At 73.5% G+C, this 18,235-nt stretch carries 15 protein-coding genes and 1 tRNA gene; 3 read left to right on the forward strand and 13 right to left on the reverse strand.

What is annotated here, in order from left to right; translation table 11 throughout:
* Nucleotides 1-88: 88 nt before the first annotated feature.
* On the reverse strand, nucleotides 89-961 hold the full coding sequence (locus ACZ4K2_RS15730; protein ID WP_467468650.1) for a DUF2797 domain-containing protein: 873 nt from the start codon (nucleotides 959-961) through the stop codon (nucleotides 89-91).
* Between the two features lie 50 nt (nucleotides 962-1,011).
* A complete protein-coding gene (locus ACZ4K2_RS15735) occupies nucleotides 1,012-1,389 on the reverse strand; it encodes an HGxxPAAW family protein (protein WP_467468648.1) in 378 nt (125 codons plus the stop codon).
* An 89-nt stretch (nucleotides 1,390-1,478) separates the two neighbouring features.
* Between ACZ4K2_RS15735 and ACZ4K2_RS15740 the strand changes: the two genes are divergently transcribed.
* Nucleotides 1,479-1,970 (forward strand): MarR family winged helix-turn-helix transcriptional regulator, encoded by a 492-nt coding sequence (locus ACZ4K2_RS15740; protein ID WP_467468646.1) that lies wholly within the window; start codon nucleotides 1,479-1,481, stop codon nucleotides 1,968-1,970.
* A gap of 87 nt (nucleotides 1,971-2,057) precedes the next feature.
* On the opposite strand, the gene ACZ4K2_RS15745 is transcribed toward ACZ4K2_RS15740, so the two are convergent.
* The 10 genes from ACZ4K2_RS15745 to ACZ4K2_RS15790 all read right to left on the reverse strand — a co-directional run bounded on the left by ACZ4K2_RS15745 (nucleotide 2,058) and on the right by ACZ4K2_RS15790 (nucleotide 14,815).
* Complete coding sequence (locus ACZ4K2_RS15745; RefSeq protein WP_467468644.1) at nucleotides 2,058-2,999, reverse strand: NAD-dependent epimerase/dehydratase family protein; 942 nt, start codon at nucleotides 2,997-2,999, stop codon at nucleotides 2,058-2,060.
* Nucleotides 3,000-3,060: 61 nt separating this feature from the next.
* Nucleotides 3,061-4,026 (reverse strand): dTDP-glucose 4,6-dehydratase, encoded by a 966-nt coding sequence (rfbB, locus tag ACZ4K2_RS15750; protein WP_467468642.1) that lies wholly within the window; start codon nucleotides 4,024-4,026, stop codon nucleotides 3,061-3,063.
* A complete protein-coding gene (locus tag ACZ4K2_RS15755; protein WP_467468640.1) occupies nucleotides 4,011-5,081 on the reverse strand; it encodes a glucose-1-phosphate thymidylyltransferase in 1,071 nt (356 codons plus the stop codon). The genes rfbB and ACZ4K2_RS15755 overlap by 16 nt, the downstream gene beginning before the upstream one ends.
* Before the next feature lie 593 nt (nucleotides 5,082-5,674).
* Nucleotides 5,675-7,465 carry an FAD-binding oxidoreductase gene (locus tag ACZ4K2_RS15760; RefSeq protein ID WP_467468638.1) on the reverse strand — a complete coding sequence of 597 codons (1,791 nt, stop codon included), beginning with the start codon at nucleotides 7,463-7,465 and terminating at the stop codon, nucleotides 5,675-5,677.
* 1 nt (nucleotide 7,466) lies between these two features.
* Nucleotides 7,467-9,056 carry an MFS transporter gene (locus ACZ4K2_RS15765; RefSeq protein WP_467468636.1) on the reverse strand — a complete coding sequence of 530 codons (1,590 nt, stop codon included), beginning with the start codon at nucleotides 9,054-9,056 and terminating at the stop codon, nucleotides 7,467-7,469.
* Nucleotides 9,057-9,111: 55 nt separating this feature from the next.
* Nucleotides 9,112-10,149, reverse strand: coding sequence for a Gfo/Idh/MocA family protein (locus ACZ4K2_RS15770; protein WP_467468634.1), 1,038 nt, complete (start codon nucleotides 10,147-10,149; stop codon nucleotides 9,112-9,114).
* Nucleotides 10,116-11,552: an NDP-hexose 2,3-dehydratase family protein gene (locus ACZ4K2_RS15775; protein ID WP_467468632.1), complete on the reverse strand. Its 1,437-nt coding sequence runs from the start codon at nucleotides 11,550-11,552 to the stop codon at nucleotides 10,116-10,118. Before ACZ4K2_RS15775 ends, ACZ4K2_RS15770 begins: the two co-directional genes overlap by 34 nt.
* Nucleotides 11,553-11,612: 60 nt before the next feature.
* Nucleotides 11,613-12,938, reverse strand: a complete 1,326-nt coding sequence (gene rfbH / locus ACZ4K2_RS15780; protein ID WP_467468630.1) for a lipopolysaccharide biosynthesis protein RfbH — start codon at nucleotides 12,936-12,938, stop codon at nucleotides 11,613-11,615.
* A gap of 8 nt (nucleotides 12,939-12,946) precedes the next feature.
* Nucleotides 12,947-13,546 carry a dTDP-4-dehydrorhamnose 3,5-epimerase family protein gene (locus ACZ4K2_RS15785; RefSeq protein ID WP_467468628.1) on the reverse strand — a complete coding sequence of 200 codons (600 nt, stop codon included), beginning with the start codon at nucleotides 13,544-13,546 and terminating at the stop codon, nucleotides 12,947-12,949.
* 6 nt (nucleotides 13,547-13,552) lie between these two features.
* Nucleotides 13,553-14,815 (reverse strand): nucleotide disphospho-sugar-binding domain-containing protein, encoded by a 1,263-nt coding sequence (locus ACZ4K2_RS15790; protein ID WP_467468626.1) that lies wholly within the window; start codon nucleotides 14,813-14,815, stop codon nucleotides 13,553-13,555.
* Nucleotides 14,816-15,548: 733 nt separating this feature from the next.
* Between ACZ4K2_RS15790 and ACZ4K2_RS15795 the strand changes: the two genes are divergently transcribed.
* A complete protein-coding gene (locus ACZ4K2_RS15795; protein WP_467468624.1) occupies nucleotides 15,549-17,018 on the forward strand; it encodes an MFS transporter in 1,470 nt (489 codons plus the stop codon).
* 72 nt (nucleotides 17,019-17,090) lie between these two features.
* Entirely contained in the window at nucleotides 17,091-17,675 is a 585-nt protein-coding gene (locus ACZ4K2_RS15800; RefSeq protein WP_467468623.1) for an isochorismatase family protein, read from the forward strand.
* A 275-nt stretch (nucleotides 17,676-17,950) separates the two neighbouring features.
* Here ACZ4K2_RS15800 and ACZ4K2_RS15805 read toward each other — a convergent pair.
* Nucleotides 17,951-18,023 (reverse strand) — tRNA-Arg (locus ACZ4K2_RS15805).
* Nucleotides 18,024-18,235: the final 212 nt, after the last annotated feature.

Raw genomic sequence — 18,235 nt, forward strand, 5'->3', positions numbered from 1 at the left:
CACCTTGTCGGGGCCCTCTGAGAAGAGGCTTTCCGGATTCTGTGATTTCTCTGAGAAACCCGCGGGAGCGTCCCGGCGGGCCGCCGGGTCAGAACAGTCCGTCCGGCTCCCGCCTGAACTCGCGTACGGGGAAGGCGCATCCGGGCGCTCCCGGATCCGCGGGCAGCAGCGGCCAGCCGGTCAGGAGCCGGGTGTCCAGCACGACGGTCCCGCGCGCGCCGGCCGTCAGATGGAGGTCGGGCCCGGCGGCCGCGACCAGTCGCCCGCTGACCGTGCCGCCCGGCACCAGCGCGGTGACCTCGCCGTACGCCGCCGGGGCCGCCGCGAGCCCGAAGGCGTCCACGTGGTCGGTGATGCGGCAGGGTTCGGCGCGCAGGGACTCGGGCCATCCGGGGAGCGCGACGGCCCGGGCGTGCAACTCCCGTACCTCCGCGGCGCGTTCCTCCGGCGTCGACGGCAGCGCCGACCGTACGGCCCGCTTCTCGGCGTAGGGGACGCGGTCCGGTACCCGCAGGGCGGCCCGCAGCAGTTCCTCGGTGCGGCGCGCGGCCATCAGCGGGCCGGTGCCGAGCCAGCCGAAGCAGACGGCGCCCTGTTCCAGCAGCCGGGCCGGGCCGCGTTCGAGGGCGGTGATGCCGACCTTCACCAGGCCCGGCCCGAACCACGCCAGGTACACGCGGTACGGCCGCGGGTCGTCCGCGACCGTGTCGGCGGCCACGGAGTGCGCCCGGTCCAGCCGCGCGCACTCCTCGCACCGGGCCCCGGTGCTCCGTCCCGGCACGACGGCGCCCACCGGGCAGGGGTGCCCCCGCGCCCCCGTACACGTCCGCACGGCCGTGTCCGGCACCGCGAAGGCGATCCGTCTGCCCCGGGGCAGCGCGCTGCGCCGCCCGCCGTCCCACTTCAGCACCGGGCCGTCCGCGGACCAGCGCAGCCCCGAGCACTTCCACACCTGTGCCATCACTCGTGAGGGTACGGCGCGGGTCCGACAGCGGCGGCCGGGCGAGGTCCTCAGTCGACGGGGGCGAGCGGGGCCGGCGCGGCGGGCGCGGGCGCGGCTGCCGCGGTGGGTGCCGCGGCGGGCGTCGCGGTCCGCCGCCCGCGCCCCGCCAGCCGGCAGGAGACGCACCCGGCGTGGCCCGGCCGGGCCAGGGTGTCGCGGACCCGCATACCCCACTGGTCGTGCGGCCGGACCCCGGGCGGCTTGCCCCAGCCCGCCAGGTGCAGGACCCAGGTCGCCAGGACGCCCGCCGCCACGACGGCCAGTCCCGCGACGGAGACCGGCGGCGAGGCCGCGCAGACGCCCCAGCCCAGCACCCCGCTGCCCGCGGTGGCGATGCCGGCGCCGGTCCAGCCGGCGATCGTGTGACCCTCGTCGTACAGACTCATGGAGCCGCCTCCAGGGGATGGAGCCCATTTCCCTCACGGGCTAAGGCATTTATGAGCCGAATATCTCACGAGCTAAGGGATCTGTACAGATGCACTCGACGCCGCGCCCGCCCGCCACCGCGGCCCGGGCGCTGACGGCGATGGACCACCTCATCGCCGCCCACCTGATCGGACAGCAGGAGCTGGCCCGGCGGATGGGCCTCAACGTCACCGACCTGACCTGCTTCACCTTCGTCATGGAGGCCGGCGAGGACCTGCTCACGGCGGGCGACCTCGCGGCCCGCGCCCATGTCACCACCGGCGCGGTGACCGGCATCCTCAACCGCCTCGAACGCGCCGGCTACGTCACCCGGCGCCCCGACCCCGCGGACCGCCGCCGGGTCCGCGTGGCCGCCGTGCCGGAGGCCGTCACGCGCGTCGAGGCGGTCCACGCCGGCCACCACAAGCGGCTGACGGCCCTCTTCGCCGACTGCTCCCCGGAGGAACTGGCGGTCGTCACGGACTGGTTCACCCGCGCCACGGCACTCGCCCACGAGTACCTGGAGAAGCTGAACCGGAACGACCCCGCCGAGGAGTGCTGAGCGGTCCCGGCCCGCCGGGCACCGCGCCCCCGCCCGCCCGCGGGCCCGGCCACGGCCCGCGGGGGCGCGGAGGACGAGGGGCCGCCGTCAGTGCTCGGCGGCGGCCTCCCACATGTCCCGCAACGACTGCCGGACGGAGATCTTCGGCGCCCAGCCCAGGAGGCGGTGGGCGAGCCGGACGTCGGCCTGGGTCCAGTCCCCTCCGTTCGAGGCCACCGGCCCGTCGGTCAGTTCGAGGACGCCGGGGTCCTGCCCGGCCTCGGCGACGAGCAGCACGAGCAGCCGGCGCAGGTCGAGCGCCTCACCCCGCCCGATGTTGACGGTCAGGCCGGCGTGCGGGGACTCCGCCGCCCGGACGACGGCATCGGCCAGGTCCCGTACGTCGACGAAGTCCCGCTCGGCACCGCTCACCTGGAGCCGCAGCCGGTCACCGGCCGCGAGTCCGCGGAGCCGGCGCACGACCGAGCCGAGGAAGCTGCCGGCCGCCACGCCCGGGCCGAACACGTTCACCGCGCGCAGGACGACGCCCTCCACGTGGCCCGCCCGGGTCGCCCGCAGCACGGCATTCGAGCCGGCCAGTTTCGTCACCCCGTACGGGGTCCGCGGGCGTGGCTCGTACGTCTCGTCGACCGCCGTGCCGTGCGGCACCGGACCGTACTCGTGGATGGTGCCGATCTGCACGAAGCGCGGTGGCGCGGGCATCAGCGCGGCGGCGTCCATCAGGTGCCGGACGAGGCCGTCATGGGCCTGCCGGTTCTCCTCCGGCGACGAGAGCCAGCCCCCGGTGGCGTTCACCACGGTCCGGGCGCCGGCCGCCGTCAGGACCCCGGCGATCTCCGCGCTCGGTGCCGCCGACAGGTCCAGCTCGGCGCACTCGCGCCCGGCGGCCGCCGGCGGACGCTTCCGCGCCACCGCGAGGACCCGGTAACCCGTGCTCTCGAAGGCCGAGACCACCTGGGCACCGATGGAGCCGGTGGCCCCCAGGACGGCGACGACCGGTCGCGGGCCGCCGGAGCGGTCGCCGGTCACCGCCGGGCTCCCCGGGCCGGCGATGCCGTCGCGCACCCGGCCGCTCCGGGCGCGCCCCGGGTCAGCACTGTCCCGCCCCCTGCCACCAGGCGGTGTTCTCGGTGTACCAGCGGACGGTCCCGGCCAGCCCCTCCTCGAACGAGACCTCGGGCGCGTAGCCGAGCGCCCGCAGCTTCGCGTCGGTGAGCGAGTACCGCCGGTCGTGGCCGAGGCGGTCCGGCACCTTCTCCACCCGGTCCCAGCTCGCCCCGCAGGCGGCCAGGAGCCGGTCCGTCAGCTCCACGTTGGTCAGCTCGCGGGTGCCCGCGATGTGGTACACCTCGCCGACCGCGCCCCGCTCGGCCGCGATCTGGATCCCCCGGCAGTGGTCGGTGACGTGGATCCAGTCCCGTACGTTCCCGCCGTCGCCGTAGAGCGGCACCTTCCCGCCGGTGAGCAGCCGGGTCACGAAGAGCGGGATGACCTTCTCCGGGTACTGGTAGGGCCCGTAGTTGTTGCCGCACCGGGTGATGACCACGGGCAGCCCGTGGGTGACGTGGTAGGCGCGCGCGAGCAGGTCGCCGCTCGCCTTCGACGCGGCGTACGGCGAGTTCGGCGCCAGGGGCGCGGTCTCGTCCCAGGACCCGGAGTCGATGGAGCCGTACACCTCGTCGGTGGAGACGTGGACGACGCGCCGGACCCCGGCCTCCAGGCAGGCGTCGAAGAGCCTCTGCACGCCCAGCACGTTGGTGCGCACGAAGTCGGCGGCCCCCTCGATCGAGCGGTCCACGTGGGACTCGGCCGCGAAGTTCACGACCACGTCGTGCCCCGGTACCACCCGGGCCAGCAGGGCGGCGTCGCCGATGTCGCCGTGCACGAAGGTGAACCCGCCCTCCACCGGGGCCAGGTTCGCGAGGTTGCCCGCGTAGGTGAGCGCGTCGAGCACGGTCACCCGAGCGCCCCGCCAGGCCGGGTAGGCGCCGGTGAGCAGCTCCCGCACGTAGGCCGATCCGATGAAGCCGGCGGCGCCGGTCACGAGGACGCGCATATCTGCACCTTGCTGTGATCGCCGAGGACCAGACGGTGAGCCCGGGGCGTCCGCGGCGCCGGGGTCACCTCCACCTCGTGGCCGATGAGGGATGCCTCGATGCGCCGCACTCCGCGGATGGCGGCGCCCCGCAGGACGACGGAGTACTCCAGCTCGCTGTCGACGATCTGGCAGTCCTCCGCGACCGAGGTGAACGGCCCCAGGTAGGAGTCCTCCACCACGGTGCCGCGTCCGATGATGGCGGGGCCCACGATGCGCGAGTTCCGCACGACCGCGCCCGCCGCCACCGTCACCCGGCCGATCAGCTCCGAGTCCCGCACCATGCCGGTGATCTCGGGTTCCATGCCCTCCAGGACGAGCCGGTTGACCTCCAGCATGTCGGCGACGTTGCCGGTGTCCTTCCAGTACCCCTCGGTGATGGTCGTCGTCACCCGGTGGCCGGCGTCGAGCAGCCCGGAGATGGCGTGGGTGATCTCCAGCTCGCCCCGGTCCGAAGGGGTCAGGCCCGCCACGACCGGATGCACCGCGGCGGTGAAGAGGAAGACCCCGACCAGCGCCAGGTCGCTCTTGGGTTTGTCGGGCTTCTCCTCCAGCCCGATCAGCCGCCCCTCGGTGTCCAGCTCCGCCACCCCGAACGCCCGCGGGTCGGCGACCTTCGTCAGCAGGATCTGGGCGGCGGGGCGTTCGCTCCGGAACCGCTCCACCAGCTCCGAGATGCCGCCGATCAGGAAGTTGTCCCCCAGGTACATGACGAAGTCGTCGTCGCCCAGGTACTCGCGGGCGGTCAGCACCGCGTGCGCCAGGCCGAGCGGGGCCTCCTGGGGCAGGTAGGTGACGTTCAGGCCGAAGGCCGATCCGTCCCCGACGGCGCGCCGGATCTCGTCCGCGGTGTCGCCCACCACCATGCCGATGTCGGTGATGCCCGCCTCGGCGATCGCCTCCAGTCCGTAGAAGAGCACCGGTTTGTTCGCCACCGGCACCAACTGTTTGGCCGAGGTGTGCGTGATCGGCCGTAACCGGGTTCCCGCCCCTCCGGCGAGTACCAATGCCTTCACTTCGTCTCTCCTTCCGCTTTCCCGGCTGACGTCCAGCCGGGCCGCACCGCCGGCCGGTCCGGGCCGGGTGCACCGTGGACCGCGGCGGAGTCTCCGCCGCGTCCGCGCCTGGTTCCGCGTGGGTCTCCCCACGGCCGGCTCCGCCGCGGGAGCCGCCGAGGGGGGAGCGCACCGCCGGGTCAGTCCCCGGTGCGCGCGCCGTACGGGCCGTCGCCCCGACAGGGAGGGTTCCCGGCGGACGGGCCTCCGGCCGGCTCAGGGCGTGCGGGCTCCGTCGCCCGAGGCGGGGCACGCCTGGTGCTCGCGCGCCCGGGGCCGGGCGGGCGAGCGCGTTGATCCGGGGGGCCACCGCCGGCGCACCCGGGGCGCGCCCGGCGCGGGGTGGCGGGGGCCGCCGGCGCGGGCCGGGGAGGTGGAGTGGGGGAACCCCTGCCGGCCGGTACGGGCGGCCGTCGCCAGGTGCTCCTCGCCGGTGCGCGGGCCCGCCGCGGCCGGCTTCGGCCGGGGGCTCCGGCCGGTACCGAGGTCGTACACGCCGAGGACGACATGCCGATCCTCTCGGCATGCCGTCCTCGGCCTCGTTCCCCGGCTGTTCAGGACAGCGGGGGCTCCCCGTCGTCGAGCGGCGGGATGTTGTGGTTGATGCGGAAGAGCTGCTTCGGGTCGTACGTCGCCTTCACCTCGGCCAGCCGCCGGTGGTCCGCCTCGGTGTAGGCCAGCCGGACCCGCTCGGGGTCCGCGTCGTGGTCGAACAGGAACCCCGGGAGCATCGCGCCGGTGTCCCACGGCTGGAGCCGCTCCAACTGCTCGGCGGCTGCCTTGCGCGCCACGTCGGCCAGCTCGGCCGGAGCCTGCGTCCGCATCCACAGGTGGAAGGCCGAGCCCTGGGTGCTGGCCGCGTGCGCGCGGCGGGGCCGGCGGTCCAGCGCCCCGCCCAGGTGGCGGATCTCGTGGCTGGGGAACGGCGGGGTCCCGGGCACGGCCGGGTCGATGAAGGAGACCAGCTCCCGCACGGCGTCGTCGTCCAGTTCCCGCAGCAGCGCGCTGCGCAGGTGGGCCATGACCGGGAACTTGGGGTCGTCGAAGATGTCGGTGATCTCCGTGTACGGGATGGCGCCGCAGGTGTCCTTCTCCGGGCCGAGCGCGCGCAACGGCTCAACCAGCCGCGCGCCCCGCTCCTCGTCACCCGCGTAGACCACCCGGAACTGCACGAACGAACGGCCGCGGAACTCGTCGGGAAGCTGCGGCACGTCGGGGAAGCGCAGCAGCGTCACCGTGGACGACATCTCGTCCGGCTGCTCCTCGATCCAGGCGAGGTAGGTGCGGAGCAGGTGGGTGGCGTGCCCGGCGTCCTCGACCGGGTACCAGAGCTTGCCGCCGTAGATGGTGCGCAGCGGCAGCAGGTCGATCTCGGCCGCGACCACGACACCGAAGTTGCCCTTGCCGCCCCGGGCCGCCCAGAACAGGTCGGGCTCCTGGTCGGGCGAGACGGTGCGCAGCGAGCCGTCGGCCGTGACGATGTCGAGCGAGCGGACGTAGTCGGCGGCGAAGCCGTAGGTGCGGCCGGTCAGCGGGAGGCCGCCGCCGGTCAGGTAGCCCATCACGCCGACCTGCTCGGACGAGCCGCACAGCGGCGCGAGGCCGTGCTCGGCCGCTGCCGCGACCACCTCGCCCCAGCGCAGCCCGGCCCCGATCCTGGCGGTGCGGGCGGCCGGGTCCACCGACAGCTCGCGCAGCTCCCCGGTGGCCACGAACACGGCTCCGTCCGCGGGCACGGACTTGCCGTGCCCGGTGGACTGCACCGCGACGGGCCGTCCCGTCCGCCCCGCGAACCGGACGGCGGTGACGACGTCGTCGGCGTCGGCGGCGACCACCACCGCCGCCGGCCGGTGCCGGACCGTCAGCAGCCAGCCCGAGATGGCCTCGTCGAAGCCGTCGTCTCCGGGCAGGAGCGTGCGGCCGTGGATCGGCGCGGCCAGGCCCACGACGTCGTGCCAGTCCGCCTGCTCCGCCGCGAGGCGGTCGCCGGTGAACTCGGCCGGGGTGTGGGACCGTACCGGCGCGCCGTCGCCGGTGTGCTCCTCGGCGGTGCCGGTCCCGCGGTACCCGGAGCCGTCGAGGCCGGCCTCGACCCGGTACGTCACCCCGCCCGTCCGGCCGGCGGCCGGGGTGAAGGTCTCGGTGAGCTCGTAGGAGAACCGACCGGGCCGCTCCGCGCTCCAGGTCCCGGTGCCGACGCTGCCCGGGGTGCGCAGCGCGACCGTGCCGTCGGCCGCGAACGAGAGGGTGGAGGGCTCGTCGGCCCGGCCCTCGTGGTGCACGCGGCCGGTCCAGGTGCCCACGGGGGTGCGGGCGGCGTCGGCCGTTGCGGTTATGTCAGGCATGTCACTTGTCCGCCTTCTCGATCGGCTTCGCCACGTCGTCGGCCTCCGCGACCGGCGGAGGGCCGGGCATCCGGGCGTTGCGCAGCATGGTCGCGGCCGCCGCGGCCAGCAGCACGGCCAGCGCGCCGCCCACGATCGCGGTCGTCTGCAGGCCCTGGACGAACGCGTCGCGGGCCGCCGACAGCAGCCGGGAGCCCTCGGCCGCCGGGAGCTTGTGGGCGACGTCCACCGCGGCGGCGAGGGTGGCCTTGGCCGCGTCGCCCGCGGAGGCGGGGAGCCCCTCGGGGAGCGTGTCGGACAGGTTCGACCGGTACACCGCGAAGCCGACGCTGCCGATCACCGCGACGCCCAGCGCGCTGCCCAGTTCGGTGCCGACCGAGGCCATCGCGGACGCGGCGCCCGCCCGCTCGGGCGGTGCGGATGCCACGATCAGTCCGGTGCCCAGGGAGACCATCGGCCCGAGCCCGAGGCCGATGACGGCCGCGCCCGTGACCGCGACGTACAGGTCGGAGGGGCCCTTGACCTGGGTGAGCACCACCATGCCGGCCGCGGCGACGACCAGGCCGCCGGCGAGCAGCGTGCTCAGCTTCACGCGGCCGGCGAGGCCGGGTGCGCCCATGGCGCCGATCATGATCGCGGCGGTGGTGGGCAGGGACCAGAGTCCGGCCTGGATCGGGGACAGCCCGCGCACCAGCTGGAGGTACTGCATGACGAAGAACTGCGACCCCGCGGAGAGCAGGGTGGACAGTACGAGCATGCCGAGGGCGGTGCCGAACAGGCTCCTGCGGAACAGCGTGAGGTCGAGCAGCGGCTGTTCGAGCCGGCGCTGGCGCGCGATGAAGAGCGCCACCACCGCCAGGCCGACGACGATGGCGAGGCCCGACTCGATGTGCAGGCCGTCCGAGGCGACCCGCTTGAGACCGTAGATCAGGGCGAGGATCCCGACGACGGACATGATCGCGCTGACGAAGTCGGGCCGGGCGACCGACTCGTCCCGGTACTCCGGCAGCAGTATCGGGCCGAGGATGATCAGCAGGACCATGACCGGGACGCCGATCAGGAAGACCGAGCCCCACCAGAACAGTTCCAGGAACGTGCCGCCGATCAACGGGCCGATCACCGTGCCGAGACCGAAGAAGCCGGTCCAGGCCCCGATGGCGGCGCCCTGCTGCTTGGGGTCCTGGAACATGACCCGGATCAGGGAGAGGGTGGAGGGCATGAGGGTGGAGCCCGCGATGCCGAGGAGTGCCCGGGCGGCGATGAGCATCGCCGCGTTGACCGCGAACGCCGAGAGCACCGAGGCGATGCCGAACGCGACCGCGCCGATCAGCAGCAGCCGCCGGCGGCCGATCCTGTCCCCGATCGCGCCCATGGGGATGAGGAAGCCGGCGATGAGGAAGCCGTAGATGTCCACGATCCACAGCAACTGGGTGTTGCCGGGCCGCAGGTCCTCGGTGAGCGTGGGCAGTGCCAGGTGCAGCACCGTCAGGTCCATGGCGATGAGGATGGTGGGAAGCGCGAGGACCGCCAGCCCCAACCATTCCTTTCTCGTCGCCCGTAACGGCGCCGCCGTACCGACGTCGGTGCTCAACGCAATCTCCTTGCCTGTCAAAGACGTTGGGGCAGCGAAACTCTAAAAGTTCAACTCAGGTTGAGGTCAAGAGCTGATCTTCCGGCCGCACCCGGTGCGCCGCCTGCCGCACCTCGTCGAGCAACCGCGCCTGCCGCAGGCAGTCGGGATCGTGGTGCGCCCCGGCCCGTACCGCCGCCGCGAACGCGTCCACGGTGTTGCCGACCTGGTCGTCGGGGGCGAGCCGGAACTCCTCCACCCCGGACCCGCGCTCCACCCGCAGCACCGGGACGTGGTCCGCGGGCGGGGTGAACGCCCGGTCCACGGTGATGTGGCCCGCGCTGCCCCGTACCTGGTACGACGACGTGTAGGCGTGTTCGAGGCCGAAGGTGAGGTGCGCGGTCACCCCGGAGGCGGTCGTCAGCAGGGCGGCGCCCGAGGTGTCCACCCGGCGGCCGGGCCCCGCCGACAGCACGGCACCCGCCACCCGCAGTCCGGGCCCGAGCAGGTGGAGGGCCGCCCGGACCGGGTAGACGCCCACGTCCCCCAGGGCGCCGCCGCCGAGCTCGGGCCGGTAGCGGATGTTGTCACGGGGCAGCGCGGGCACGGCGAAGGCGGCGTGCAGGGACCGCGGCTCGCCGATGGCGCCCGCGGCCACCAGGCGCCGTACCTCCGCGTGCTGGGAGTGGTGCACGAACATCACGTTCTCCATCAGCACCAGCCCGCGCGCGGCGGCCTCGTCGAGCAGCCGCTCCGTCAGCGCCGCCCGCGTGCTGAGCGGTTTCTCCGCCAGCACGTGCTTGCCCGCGCGCAGCGCCGCCTCCACCCACTCGGCGTGCAGCCCCGTCGGCAGCGGCACGTACACCGCGTCCACGTCGTCGCGCGCCAGCAGTTCGGCGTAGCCGGGCACGGCCGGGCAGCCGTACCCGCGGGCCTGCTCCGCCGCCCTGGCCGGGTCCCGGCTGGCGATCGCCGCCACCTCGACGCCGGGGCGGGCGGCCATCGCCGGGAGCATCCGGCGCACGGCGATGTCGGCGCAGCCGAGCACGCCGATGCGCACCGGCCGCGGGCCGCGCCCGCTCACCGCGCCCTCGCCAGCATCCCGTTCAGGCACGCGAGCAGACTGCGGGCCTGCACGTTGACGTAATTGCTGTGGAACACGAGGGAGTTGAGCTGGCCCACCGTGACCCAGCAGAACCCGGGCGGCGGATCGAGGGGCACCCGGTCCTCCGCGGGCTCCAGCACCATGTACCGGCTCTGGGCGTTCAGGAAGCGGCCCCCCTCCTCGGAGTGCACCGCCTCGTAGCGCACGGTCGACGGGTCGGCGCAGAGCGCGAGGTCGAGGAAGGCGGGCCGGTCCTCGGGCGGCAGGTCGTCGTGGTTGCCCGGCACGCACTGCACCGTGGGCCCCAGCTCCAGGGAGTCCAGGAAGCCGGCCTCCGCCCTGGCCCGCATGAGCACGTGCAGCACCCCGTCGATCCGCCGGGTGACGAACGCGGTGATGCCCAGCCCCCGTGGCTCGATCAGGGGCTGGGTCCACCGGCTCACCTCGCGGCTGCCGGCCTCCACCGACACCGCCACCACCCGGAAGAACCGGCCGTCGGGCCGGTCGATCGAGTGGGTGCCCCTGACCCACCCGGGCAGCCCGGCCAGCGGCACCCGTTCGGCCCGCACGTTGTGCCGCGCGCGTTCCGCCGTGAGCCACGACATCAGCTCGACGTCGGAGTGCAGCGCCCCGGCGTTGCGGGACCGGGCCAGCGCGGCCACGAACGGGTCACGCGCCCGGCCGGGGTCCACGGCGCCGATCGGGGCGCAGGCCAGCACGGTCCTGGCATCCATGTTGACCACGTCGTCCAGGTGCAGCAGTTCGCCGATCTGCCCGAAGGTGAGCCAGCAGAAGTCGTCGTGCGGCTCGACGTCCTCGTCGACCTCGACGATCATGTTGCGGTTGCTCTTGCGGTGGAACCAGGCCCCGTGTTCCGACTGGAGCACGTCCGCGAGGACCCGGCCCCGCCCCGGCTGGACGAAGTAGTCCAGGTACCGCACCGGCGCGCCCGCGTGCACCCGGGTGTAGTTGCTCCGGGTGGCCTGCACCGTCGGGGAGAGCTGGAGCAGGTTGGGGTTGCCCGGCTCCATCTTGGCCTGCATGAGGCAGTGCAGGACCCCGTCGAACTCCTTCACCAGGATCCCGAGGATGCCCACCTCGGCCTGCTTGATGATCGGCTGGTGCCACTCGCGGTGCGGCCCGGCCTCGGTGGTGACGTGCAGGCCCTCGACCGTGAAGAAGCGGCCGCTGTCGTGCACCAGGTTCCCGGTGTCGGGGCGGAAGGACCAGCGGTCCAGCTCCCCGAAGGGGATGCGGTCCACGCGGAACGCGTGCGCCCGCCGGTGCTCGGCCAGCCAGCCGGGGAACTCCTCGGTGCGCAGCACCGCACCCTGCGTGGTGACGAGCGAACGGGCCAGCCTGCCGGGCAACTCGACGTCGGCGCGGGGGCGCAGCGTGACGTTCTGGGACATGGGAGGACTCCCTAAGCAGGTGAGGGTCGTGGACGGGGCGGCGCGCCGGGACCGGCACGCTCAGCCACGGGCGGCCACGAACTCCTGGATCGAGGCGATCACGTAGTCGAGCATCTCTTCGGTGAGCCCGGGGTAGACGCCGACCCAGAAGCTGTGGTCGGTGATGACGTCGCTGTTGGTGAGCTCGCCCACCACCCGGTGCGGCTGGTCGAGGTAGGCGGGGTGCCTGGTCAGGTTCCCGGCGAAGAGCAGCCGGGTGCCGATCTTGCGGTCCTCCAGGAACTCGACCAGTTCGCCGCGGGTGAAGCGGGCCCGAGGGTCCACGGTGATGACGAACCCGAACCAGCTCGGGTCGGTGCCCGGGGTCGCCTCGGGCAGGAGCAGCCCGGGGGCGCCGTCCAGACCGCTGCGCAGCCGCCGCCAGTTGCGCCGCCGCGCGTCGCAGAAGGCGTCCAGCTTGTCGAGCTGGGTCAGCCCGAGCGCGCCCTGGAGGTCGGTCGCCTTCAGGTTGTACCCCACGTGGGAGAAGACGTACTTGTGGTCGTAGCCCTCCGGCAGCGTGCCCATCTGGTACGAGAACCGCTTGAGGCACTTGTTGTTCTCGCCCGGCTCGCACCAGCAGTCCCGCCCCCAGTCGCGCATCGACTCCACGATGCGGGCCAGTGCCAGGTTCGAGGTGAGTACGCAGCCGCCCTCGCCCATGGTGAGGTGGTGCGCGGGATAGAAGCTGACCGTGCTCAGGTCCCCGAACGTGCCGGTGAGGCGTCCGTCGCACAGCGAGCCGACCCCGTCGCAGTTGTCCTCCACGAAGAACAGGCCGTGCTCGTCGGCGAGTTCGCGGATCTGCCCGGCGGGGAACGGGTTGCCCAGCGTGTGGGCCAGCATGATCGCCCGGGTGCGCGGCCCGATGGCCTCGGCGACCCGCTCGGCCGTGGTGTTGTAGGTGCCCAGCTCGACGTCCACGAAGACGGGCACGAGGCCGTTCTGCAGGATCGGGTTGACGGTGGTGGGGAAGCCGGCGGCCACCGTGATCACCTCGTCGCCCGGCCGGAGCCGCTGGTCCTCCAGTTGCGGTGAGGTCAGGGCGGACAGCGCGAGCAGGTTGGCGGAGGACCCGGAGTTGGTGAGGTGGGCCTTGCGCCGCTGGAGCTTGCGGGCGAACCGCGACTCGAACCTGCGGGAGCTGGGCCCGGCGGCGATGCGCATGTCCAGCGCGGCCTCGACCAGCGCCGCGCGGTCGTCCTCGTCCAGCACGGCGCCGGACGGCCATATCTCCGTGACCCCGGGGACGAAGCCCCGGTCCGTCTGCGTCTCCCTGTGGTACTTCCGGACCATTTCCAAGAGCTGCTGTTTCGACTGGTCGGACTGCATGTCTGCCTGCCCCATCTCCGTCGTCAGTGCTTGCGGTCGGTGCTCTCCGGCGCGGTGTCCCGCCAGGGCGCGAGCCGGCCCGCGGCGAGCGCCTCGCGCATCCCCTGCGCCCGCGCGTCCTTCTCCGACATCAGCGGCGGTTCGGTGTACCCCCAGGGGAGCGCCAGGTCGGGGTCCAGGGGGTTGATGTCGATCTGGGTGCCCGGCACGTACCGCGTGGAGACCACGTAGCAGATGCAGGCGTCGTCGGTGAGTGCCAGGAACCCGTGCCCGACCCCCTCGGGCACGTACACGCACCGCCCGGACTCGGCGTCCAGTGAGGTCACGTGGTGCGCGCCGAAGGCGGGCGACCCCACCCGCAGGTCGACGACGATGTCGCGGAGCGCTCCGCGCACGCAGGTGACGTACTTGGCCTGCCCCGGCGGTACGGCCACCCCGTGGATGCCGCGGAGGGTGTTCCGCCGGGACACCGAGTAGTTGATCTGCTCGGGCCGGAAGGGCGACCCGGTGACCGCCTCGACCCGGTCGCCGCGGAACGCCTCGAAGAAGGAGCCCCGCTCGTCGCGGATCTGCCGCGGGGTGAACACGAACGCGCCGGGCACCCGGGTCTCGACCACGTCCATGCCCGGTCAGACCCGGGTGCGGTACTGCGCGGCCAGCCGCTCCAGGATCGGCACGATCTCGGTGGGGCTCGGGGCGGCGGTCATGTCCGCGTACACGTCGGCGGCGCCCCGCCGGAACGCCGGCTCGGTCAGCAGCCGGGACAGCCCGTCGCCCACCTGGGACGCGGTCAGGCCGTCGGCGGAGAGGGCCACGCCGGAACCGGTGGCCTCCAGGTAGCGGGTACTGGACAGGCCGCTGCCGAACCCCTCGCTGACGATCATCTGCGGCACCTGGTGCGCGGCCGCGGCGAAGAAGGTGCCGAAGCCGCCGTGGTGGATGATCGCCGAGCACGTCGGCATGACCTGGGTGAGCGGGAGGTAGTCGACTATCCGCACGTTGTCGGGGACCTTGGGGTCCTCTCCGAGCTGGTCGGCGTTGACCGTCGCCACCACCTCGACGTCCATGCCGGCCACCGCCTCCAGCACGGCCGCGACCCGCTCGTCCCGGCCGGCGAAGACCCCGCGCGCGGTGACGCCCAGCGACAGGCACACCCGGGGCCGCGACGGCGGCTGCGACAGCCACTGCGGCACCGGGGCGGTCCCCGTGTACGGCACCCAGCGCATCGGCACGTCGCGCAGCGCGCCCGGCCTCGGCAACTGCGCGGGGAGCGGGTCCACGGTGAAGTCGCCCAGCAGCATCTCCGTGGAGAAGTCGTAGCCGAACCGCCCGAACACCGGGTCCAGGGTCTCGGCCAGCGGGTTCGCCCGCGTCTCGCCCCGTGCGGTCCGTTCCGCCAGCCGTCCGTGGACCCAGGCGAAGTAGTCCGGGCCCCACATCAGCCGGGCGGAGGCGGCCCCGGACTCCCGGGCCGCGACCGACCCGGCCGGGCAGGCGGGGTCCCAGATCAGGAGGTCCGGCTGCCAGTCCCGGGCGAACTCGACCAGGGTGTCGGTGAGCGGCTGCCGCCCCTCGGCGTCGGGGTAGTACCGGGCGCAGGCCGCCACCGTGTAGTAGCGGATCGCCTCCCAGAGCCGGCCGAAGTCGGAGCCGGGCTCGAACCCGAGCGCCTCGCTGAACCGGTCCAGCTGGTCCTCGGGGATGCGCGGCGGCGTGGATGACGGATCGTCGCCGAGACGGACCGCGGTGAGACCGGTCGCGGTGATCTGCTCGGCCAGTACCGTGTTGCTGGCCAGCCGCACCTCGTGCCCGGCGCTCTGCAGCGCCCACGCCAGCGGGATGCTGGGGTAGAGATGGGCGGTCAGCGGCGCGACTGCAATGAGAACCCGCATGGTGAGTTCCTTCTGATCGTCCGTGGTTCGGTGGGTGAAGGGGTGGGGCGGAGCGCGAGCCCGTCGGGGAGAAATCCCCGGGCCTTTCCGAAGCAGGATCGGAAGGGCTGCGAACTCCCGAAAAGGCATTACCGAAAAGGGGCCCAGCGAGGATCTCGAAGATAATGCACCGGAGTCTGATAACGAGTATCTTCGCCGCAGGTCGGGCGCACAAGATCGATCGCGTCAGGGTTCCGCAAGGCCGGCGTCAGTCGTCTCGCCGAATGTCACGGCACTGCAAGGCGGACGCAAAGAGCGGCACGAAGCCGCTGGTCACGGGGTGAGGGACGCCATGACCGACCACTCTTCCCGGCCTGCGCGGACCGCCCCGTCAGGACGCACCGGAGACCGCTCGTGCACGGTGGAACCGCCCGCGGATACGGTCCGATATCACGGCCGAATTCTTTCGACGGCCTGGCGTGAAAAGCACGCCCGCCGAAGCGGTCGGGCCCCGCCGACGGCACGGACGCGCAGATCGAGGTGAACTCGGTGAGGAACCCGGTGCTCGTCACGGCCATACCGCCTAAAACTCGCGCCCTCCCGCCGCGGCCCGGAAGCCCGTCGCGCGGTTCGCGGCTCTCCCCCGCACGCCGGAGGGGCCCGGTGCCCGCCCGCCGCACGCGCTCCCCCGTACCCGGCGGCTCCGCCCGAAAACCAGTGGCCGAGCAGGCGGCCGGACCCTACGGTGCTGCCGGTGACGAGCGACCACCGCGCACCGGCCGAGGCGCCTCCCGCCCCCGGACTCCTCTCTCGCACCTACCTGGCCACCACGGCGAGTTTCGCCGCGGTGATGTTCCTGACCGGGTTCGCGGCACTGGCGGTGATGCCGGTGCTCCCGGTGGCCGCCCGGGACCTCGACGGCATCGGTCTCTACCCGCTGGTGGCGGGGGCGTTCGTGGCGGCGAGCCTGCTCGGCGGGGTGCTGGGCGGGACCTGGGCGGACCGCGCCGGTGCCCGGCGTCCGCTGACAGCCGGGGTGCTGCTGACCGTCGTCACGCTCCTCGTCTCCGCGACCAGTTCCACCATCTGGCAACTGGGCCTGGGGCGCTTCACCGACGGGATCGCGGCGGGCCTGGTGGCGGTGTCCGTCAACGCGGCCATCGGGCAGTCGTACCCGGAGCACCTGCGGGCCCGCGCCCTGTCCCTGATGAGTGCCTGCTGGATCGTGCCGTCCCTGGCCGGTCCCCCGCTCGCCGGGTTCGTCGCCGCGTCGTGGTCGTGGCGGGCGGTGTTCTTCGGCCTCGCCGCGCTCACCCTGGTCCCCGCGGCGGCCGCGGTCCTGCTGCTCCGCGGGCAGCCGGCGCCGCCGGGGGTGCCGCGCGACGCCCCGGGCCCCGGCGCGTCCGTACGGCGGCCCTCCCTGCCGGCCGCGGCGGCGGTGAGCGTGGCCGCGGCCCTCACCCAGTACGGCGTTTCCGTCTGGAACGCGTGGCACGCGGCGTGCGCGCTGACGGGGGTGGTGCTGCTCGTGGTGTTCGCGCCGAGGCTGCTGCCGCCGCGCACCTGGCGGGCCGGGGGCGGGCTGCCCGCGACCGTGCTCCTGCGGGCGCTGACCTCGGGGGCGTACTTCACGCTGGAGGCCTTCGTCCCGCTGATGCTCAGCACGGTGCGGCACGTGCCGGGCGCGGTGACGGGGTCCGCGTTCACCGGGGCGGCCCTGGCCTGGGCCGGGGCCTCCTGGGTCCAGGGCCGCCCGCGGAACCGGGTGCCACGGCACCGGCTGGTCGCCGTCGGCGCCGGGATCATGGCGGCCGCGGTGGCGGTGGCGGCGCTGTGCACCGTCCCGGCCGTGCCGCCGGCCGCGGCGGTCTCCTCGATGGTCCTGGCCGCGGTCGGCATGGGCCTCGCGGCGCCCTCCCTCACCCTGCTCTCGCTCGCGCACACCCCGGCCGACCGGCAGGGCTACGCGAGCGGTGCGATGCAGACCTCGCAGAACCTCGGCCAGACCCTGGTGCTCGCCGTGACGTCGGCCCTGTTCACGGTGGTCTCCGCGGCGTCGTCGAGTCAGTTGCCCGCGTTCGCCGGGGCGTTCGCGCTCCTGCTGCTCCCGATCACCGGCGCCGCGTGCCTGGCGGGCCGGACACGCGTCGCGTCCACGCCCCCGCACGGCGACACGGCACGCCCCGCCCCGGCGCCCAACACCGGGGCCCACGAGGGCGTTTGAGGAACGCACGGACCCAACTCCGACCACGTCGGGCCCCGGCCACCGAGGGACGACCACCGCTACGGTTGGCCGATGCCACCGACGCCGCCCGCACCGCACCGCGCCGCGCTCCTCGTCATCGACATGCAGGACGCGCTGCTGCCCCTCATGCACCGCCCCGACCGGACCGTCCGGACCATCGCGGGTCTCAGCCGCCGGGCGCGTGCCTCGGACGTCCCCGTCATCACGGTCCGGCAGGAGGGATGCGGCGACCCCCTGCCCGAACTGGCGCCGCGGGAGGGGGAGCAGGTGGTGACCAAGACCTCCGCCGACGCCTTCCTGGACACCGGTCTCGACCTGGCCCTGAGCCGCCTCGGCGTGACGGAGGTCCTGATCACCGGCTTCGCCACGGAGAACTGCGTGGAGACGACCGCCCGCCGGGCCCTCAGCCAGGGCTACGACCTGGTGCTGGTGGCGGACGGGCACACCACCTCCGTCCGCTCCGAGCCGACGGACTTCGCCCCGCCGGACCGGTCGATCGCCCACCACAACGAGATCTACCGCCACATCGACTTCCCCACCCGCACCGTCCGGGTCCTGCCCGCCACAGAGATCGACTTCACCCCACCGGCACCGGACGGGGGCGACCGCCGGGAACGCCGAGCGGCGCCCGGCTGATCGATCCCGGCGCCGCCGATCGAGCCGAGCAGCCGTAGGCCCCTTCAGTACGGTTCGTACCAACAGGCGCATGTATCCGATCTTGAAACCGAGGAGTACGGATGAGCACGATCGGCTGGGAGGAGACCAAGCGCAAGGCCCGCGAGCGGCGCGAGGCCGCCGGGCTGCCGGTGCGTTCGGCCCAGGAGAAGCAGGCGGCCATGGAGAGGCCGACCGCTGAGGTGCGCGCTCACAACGCCGAAAGCCCCGGATCTCTCCGGGGCTTTCGATCTGAGTGCACTCGGCAGGATTCGAACCTGCAACCTTCTGATCCGTAGTCAGATGCTCTATCCGTTAAGCTACGAGTGCTTGTTCTTTTGTTTTGTCTTCGTTCCCGGCCCTTTCGGCCCGCTCGCGGCGACAGGAAGAACATTACATGACTGCCGCCGCCATGTGAAATCCGGTCCGTACACCCCTTGTGACCTGCGGAAACGCCAGCGGGGTGGGTGCGGCACCGAGATCCGTCCGTCCCTGCCGGAGAACGCCGAAGCCCCGGTCCAGACGGACCGGGGCTTCGGGAT

The sequence above is a fragment of the Streptomyces sp. NPDC025833 genome (assembly GCF_055558055.1).

Coding starts and splice junctions, on each gene's coding strand:
- ACZ4K2_RS15790 (WP_467468626.1), bottom strand. CDS start 14,815: ATGCGGGTTCTCATTGCAGTCGCGCCGCTGACCGCCCATCTCTACCCC.
- rfbB (WP_467468642.1), bottom strand. CDS start 4,026: ATGCGCGTCCTCGTGACCGGCGCCGCCGGCTTCATCGGATCGGCCTAC.
- rfbH (WP_467468630.1), bottom strand. CDS start 12,938: ATGGGGCAGGCAGACATGCAGTCCGACCAGTCGAAACAGCAGCTCTTG.
- ACZ4K2_RS15800 (WP_467468623.1), top strand. CDS start 17,091: ATGCCACCGACGCCGCCCGCACCGCACCGCGCCGCGCTCCTCGTCATC.
- ACZ4K2_RS15785 (WP_467468628.1), bottom strand. CDS start 13,546: ATGGACGTGGTCGAGACCCGGGTGCCCGGCGCGTTCGTGTTCACCCCG.
- ACZ4K2_RS15730 (WP_467468650.1), bottom strand. CDS start 961: ATGGCACAGGTGTGGAAGTGCTCGGGGCTGCGCTGGTCCGCGGACGGC.
- ACZ4K2_RS15760 (WP_467468638.1), bottom strand. CDS start 7,465: ATGCCTGACATAACCGCAACGGCCGACGCCGCCCGCACCCCCGTGGGC.
- ACZ4K2_RS15775 (WP_467468632.1), bottom strand. CDS start 11,552: ATGTCCCAGAACGTCACGCTGCGCCCCCGCGCCGACGTCGAGTTGCCC.
- ACZ4K2_RS15735 (WP_467468648.1), bottom strand. CDS start 1,389: ATGAGTCTGTACGACGAGGGTCACACGATCGCCGGCTGGACCGGCGCC.
- ACZ4K2_RS15740 (WP_467468646.1), top strand. CDS start 1,479: ATGCACTCGACGCCGCGCCCGCCCGCCACCGCGGCCCGGGCGCTGACG.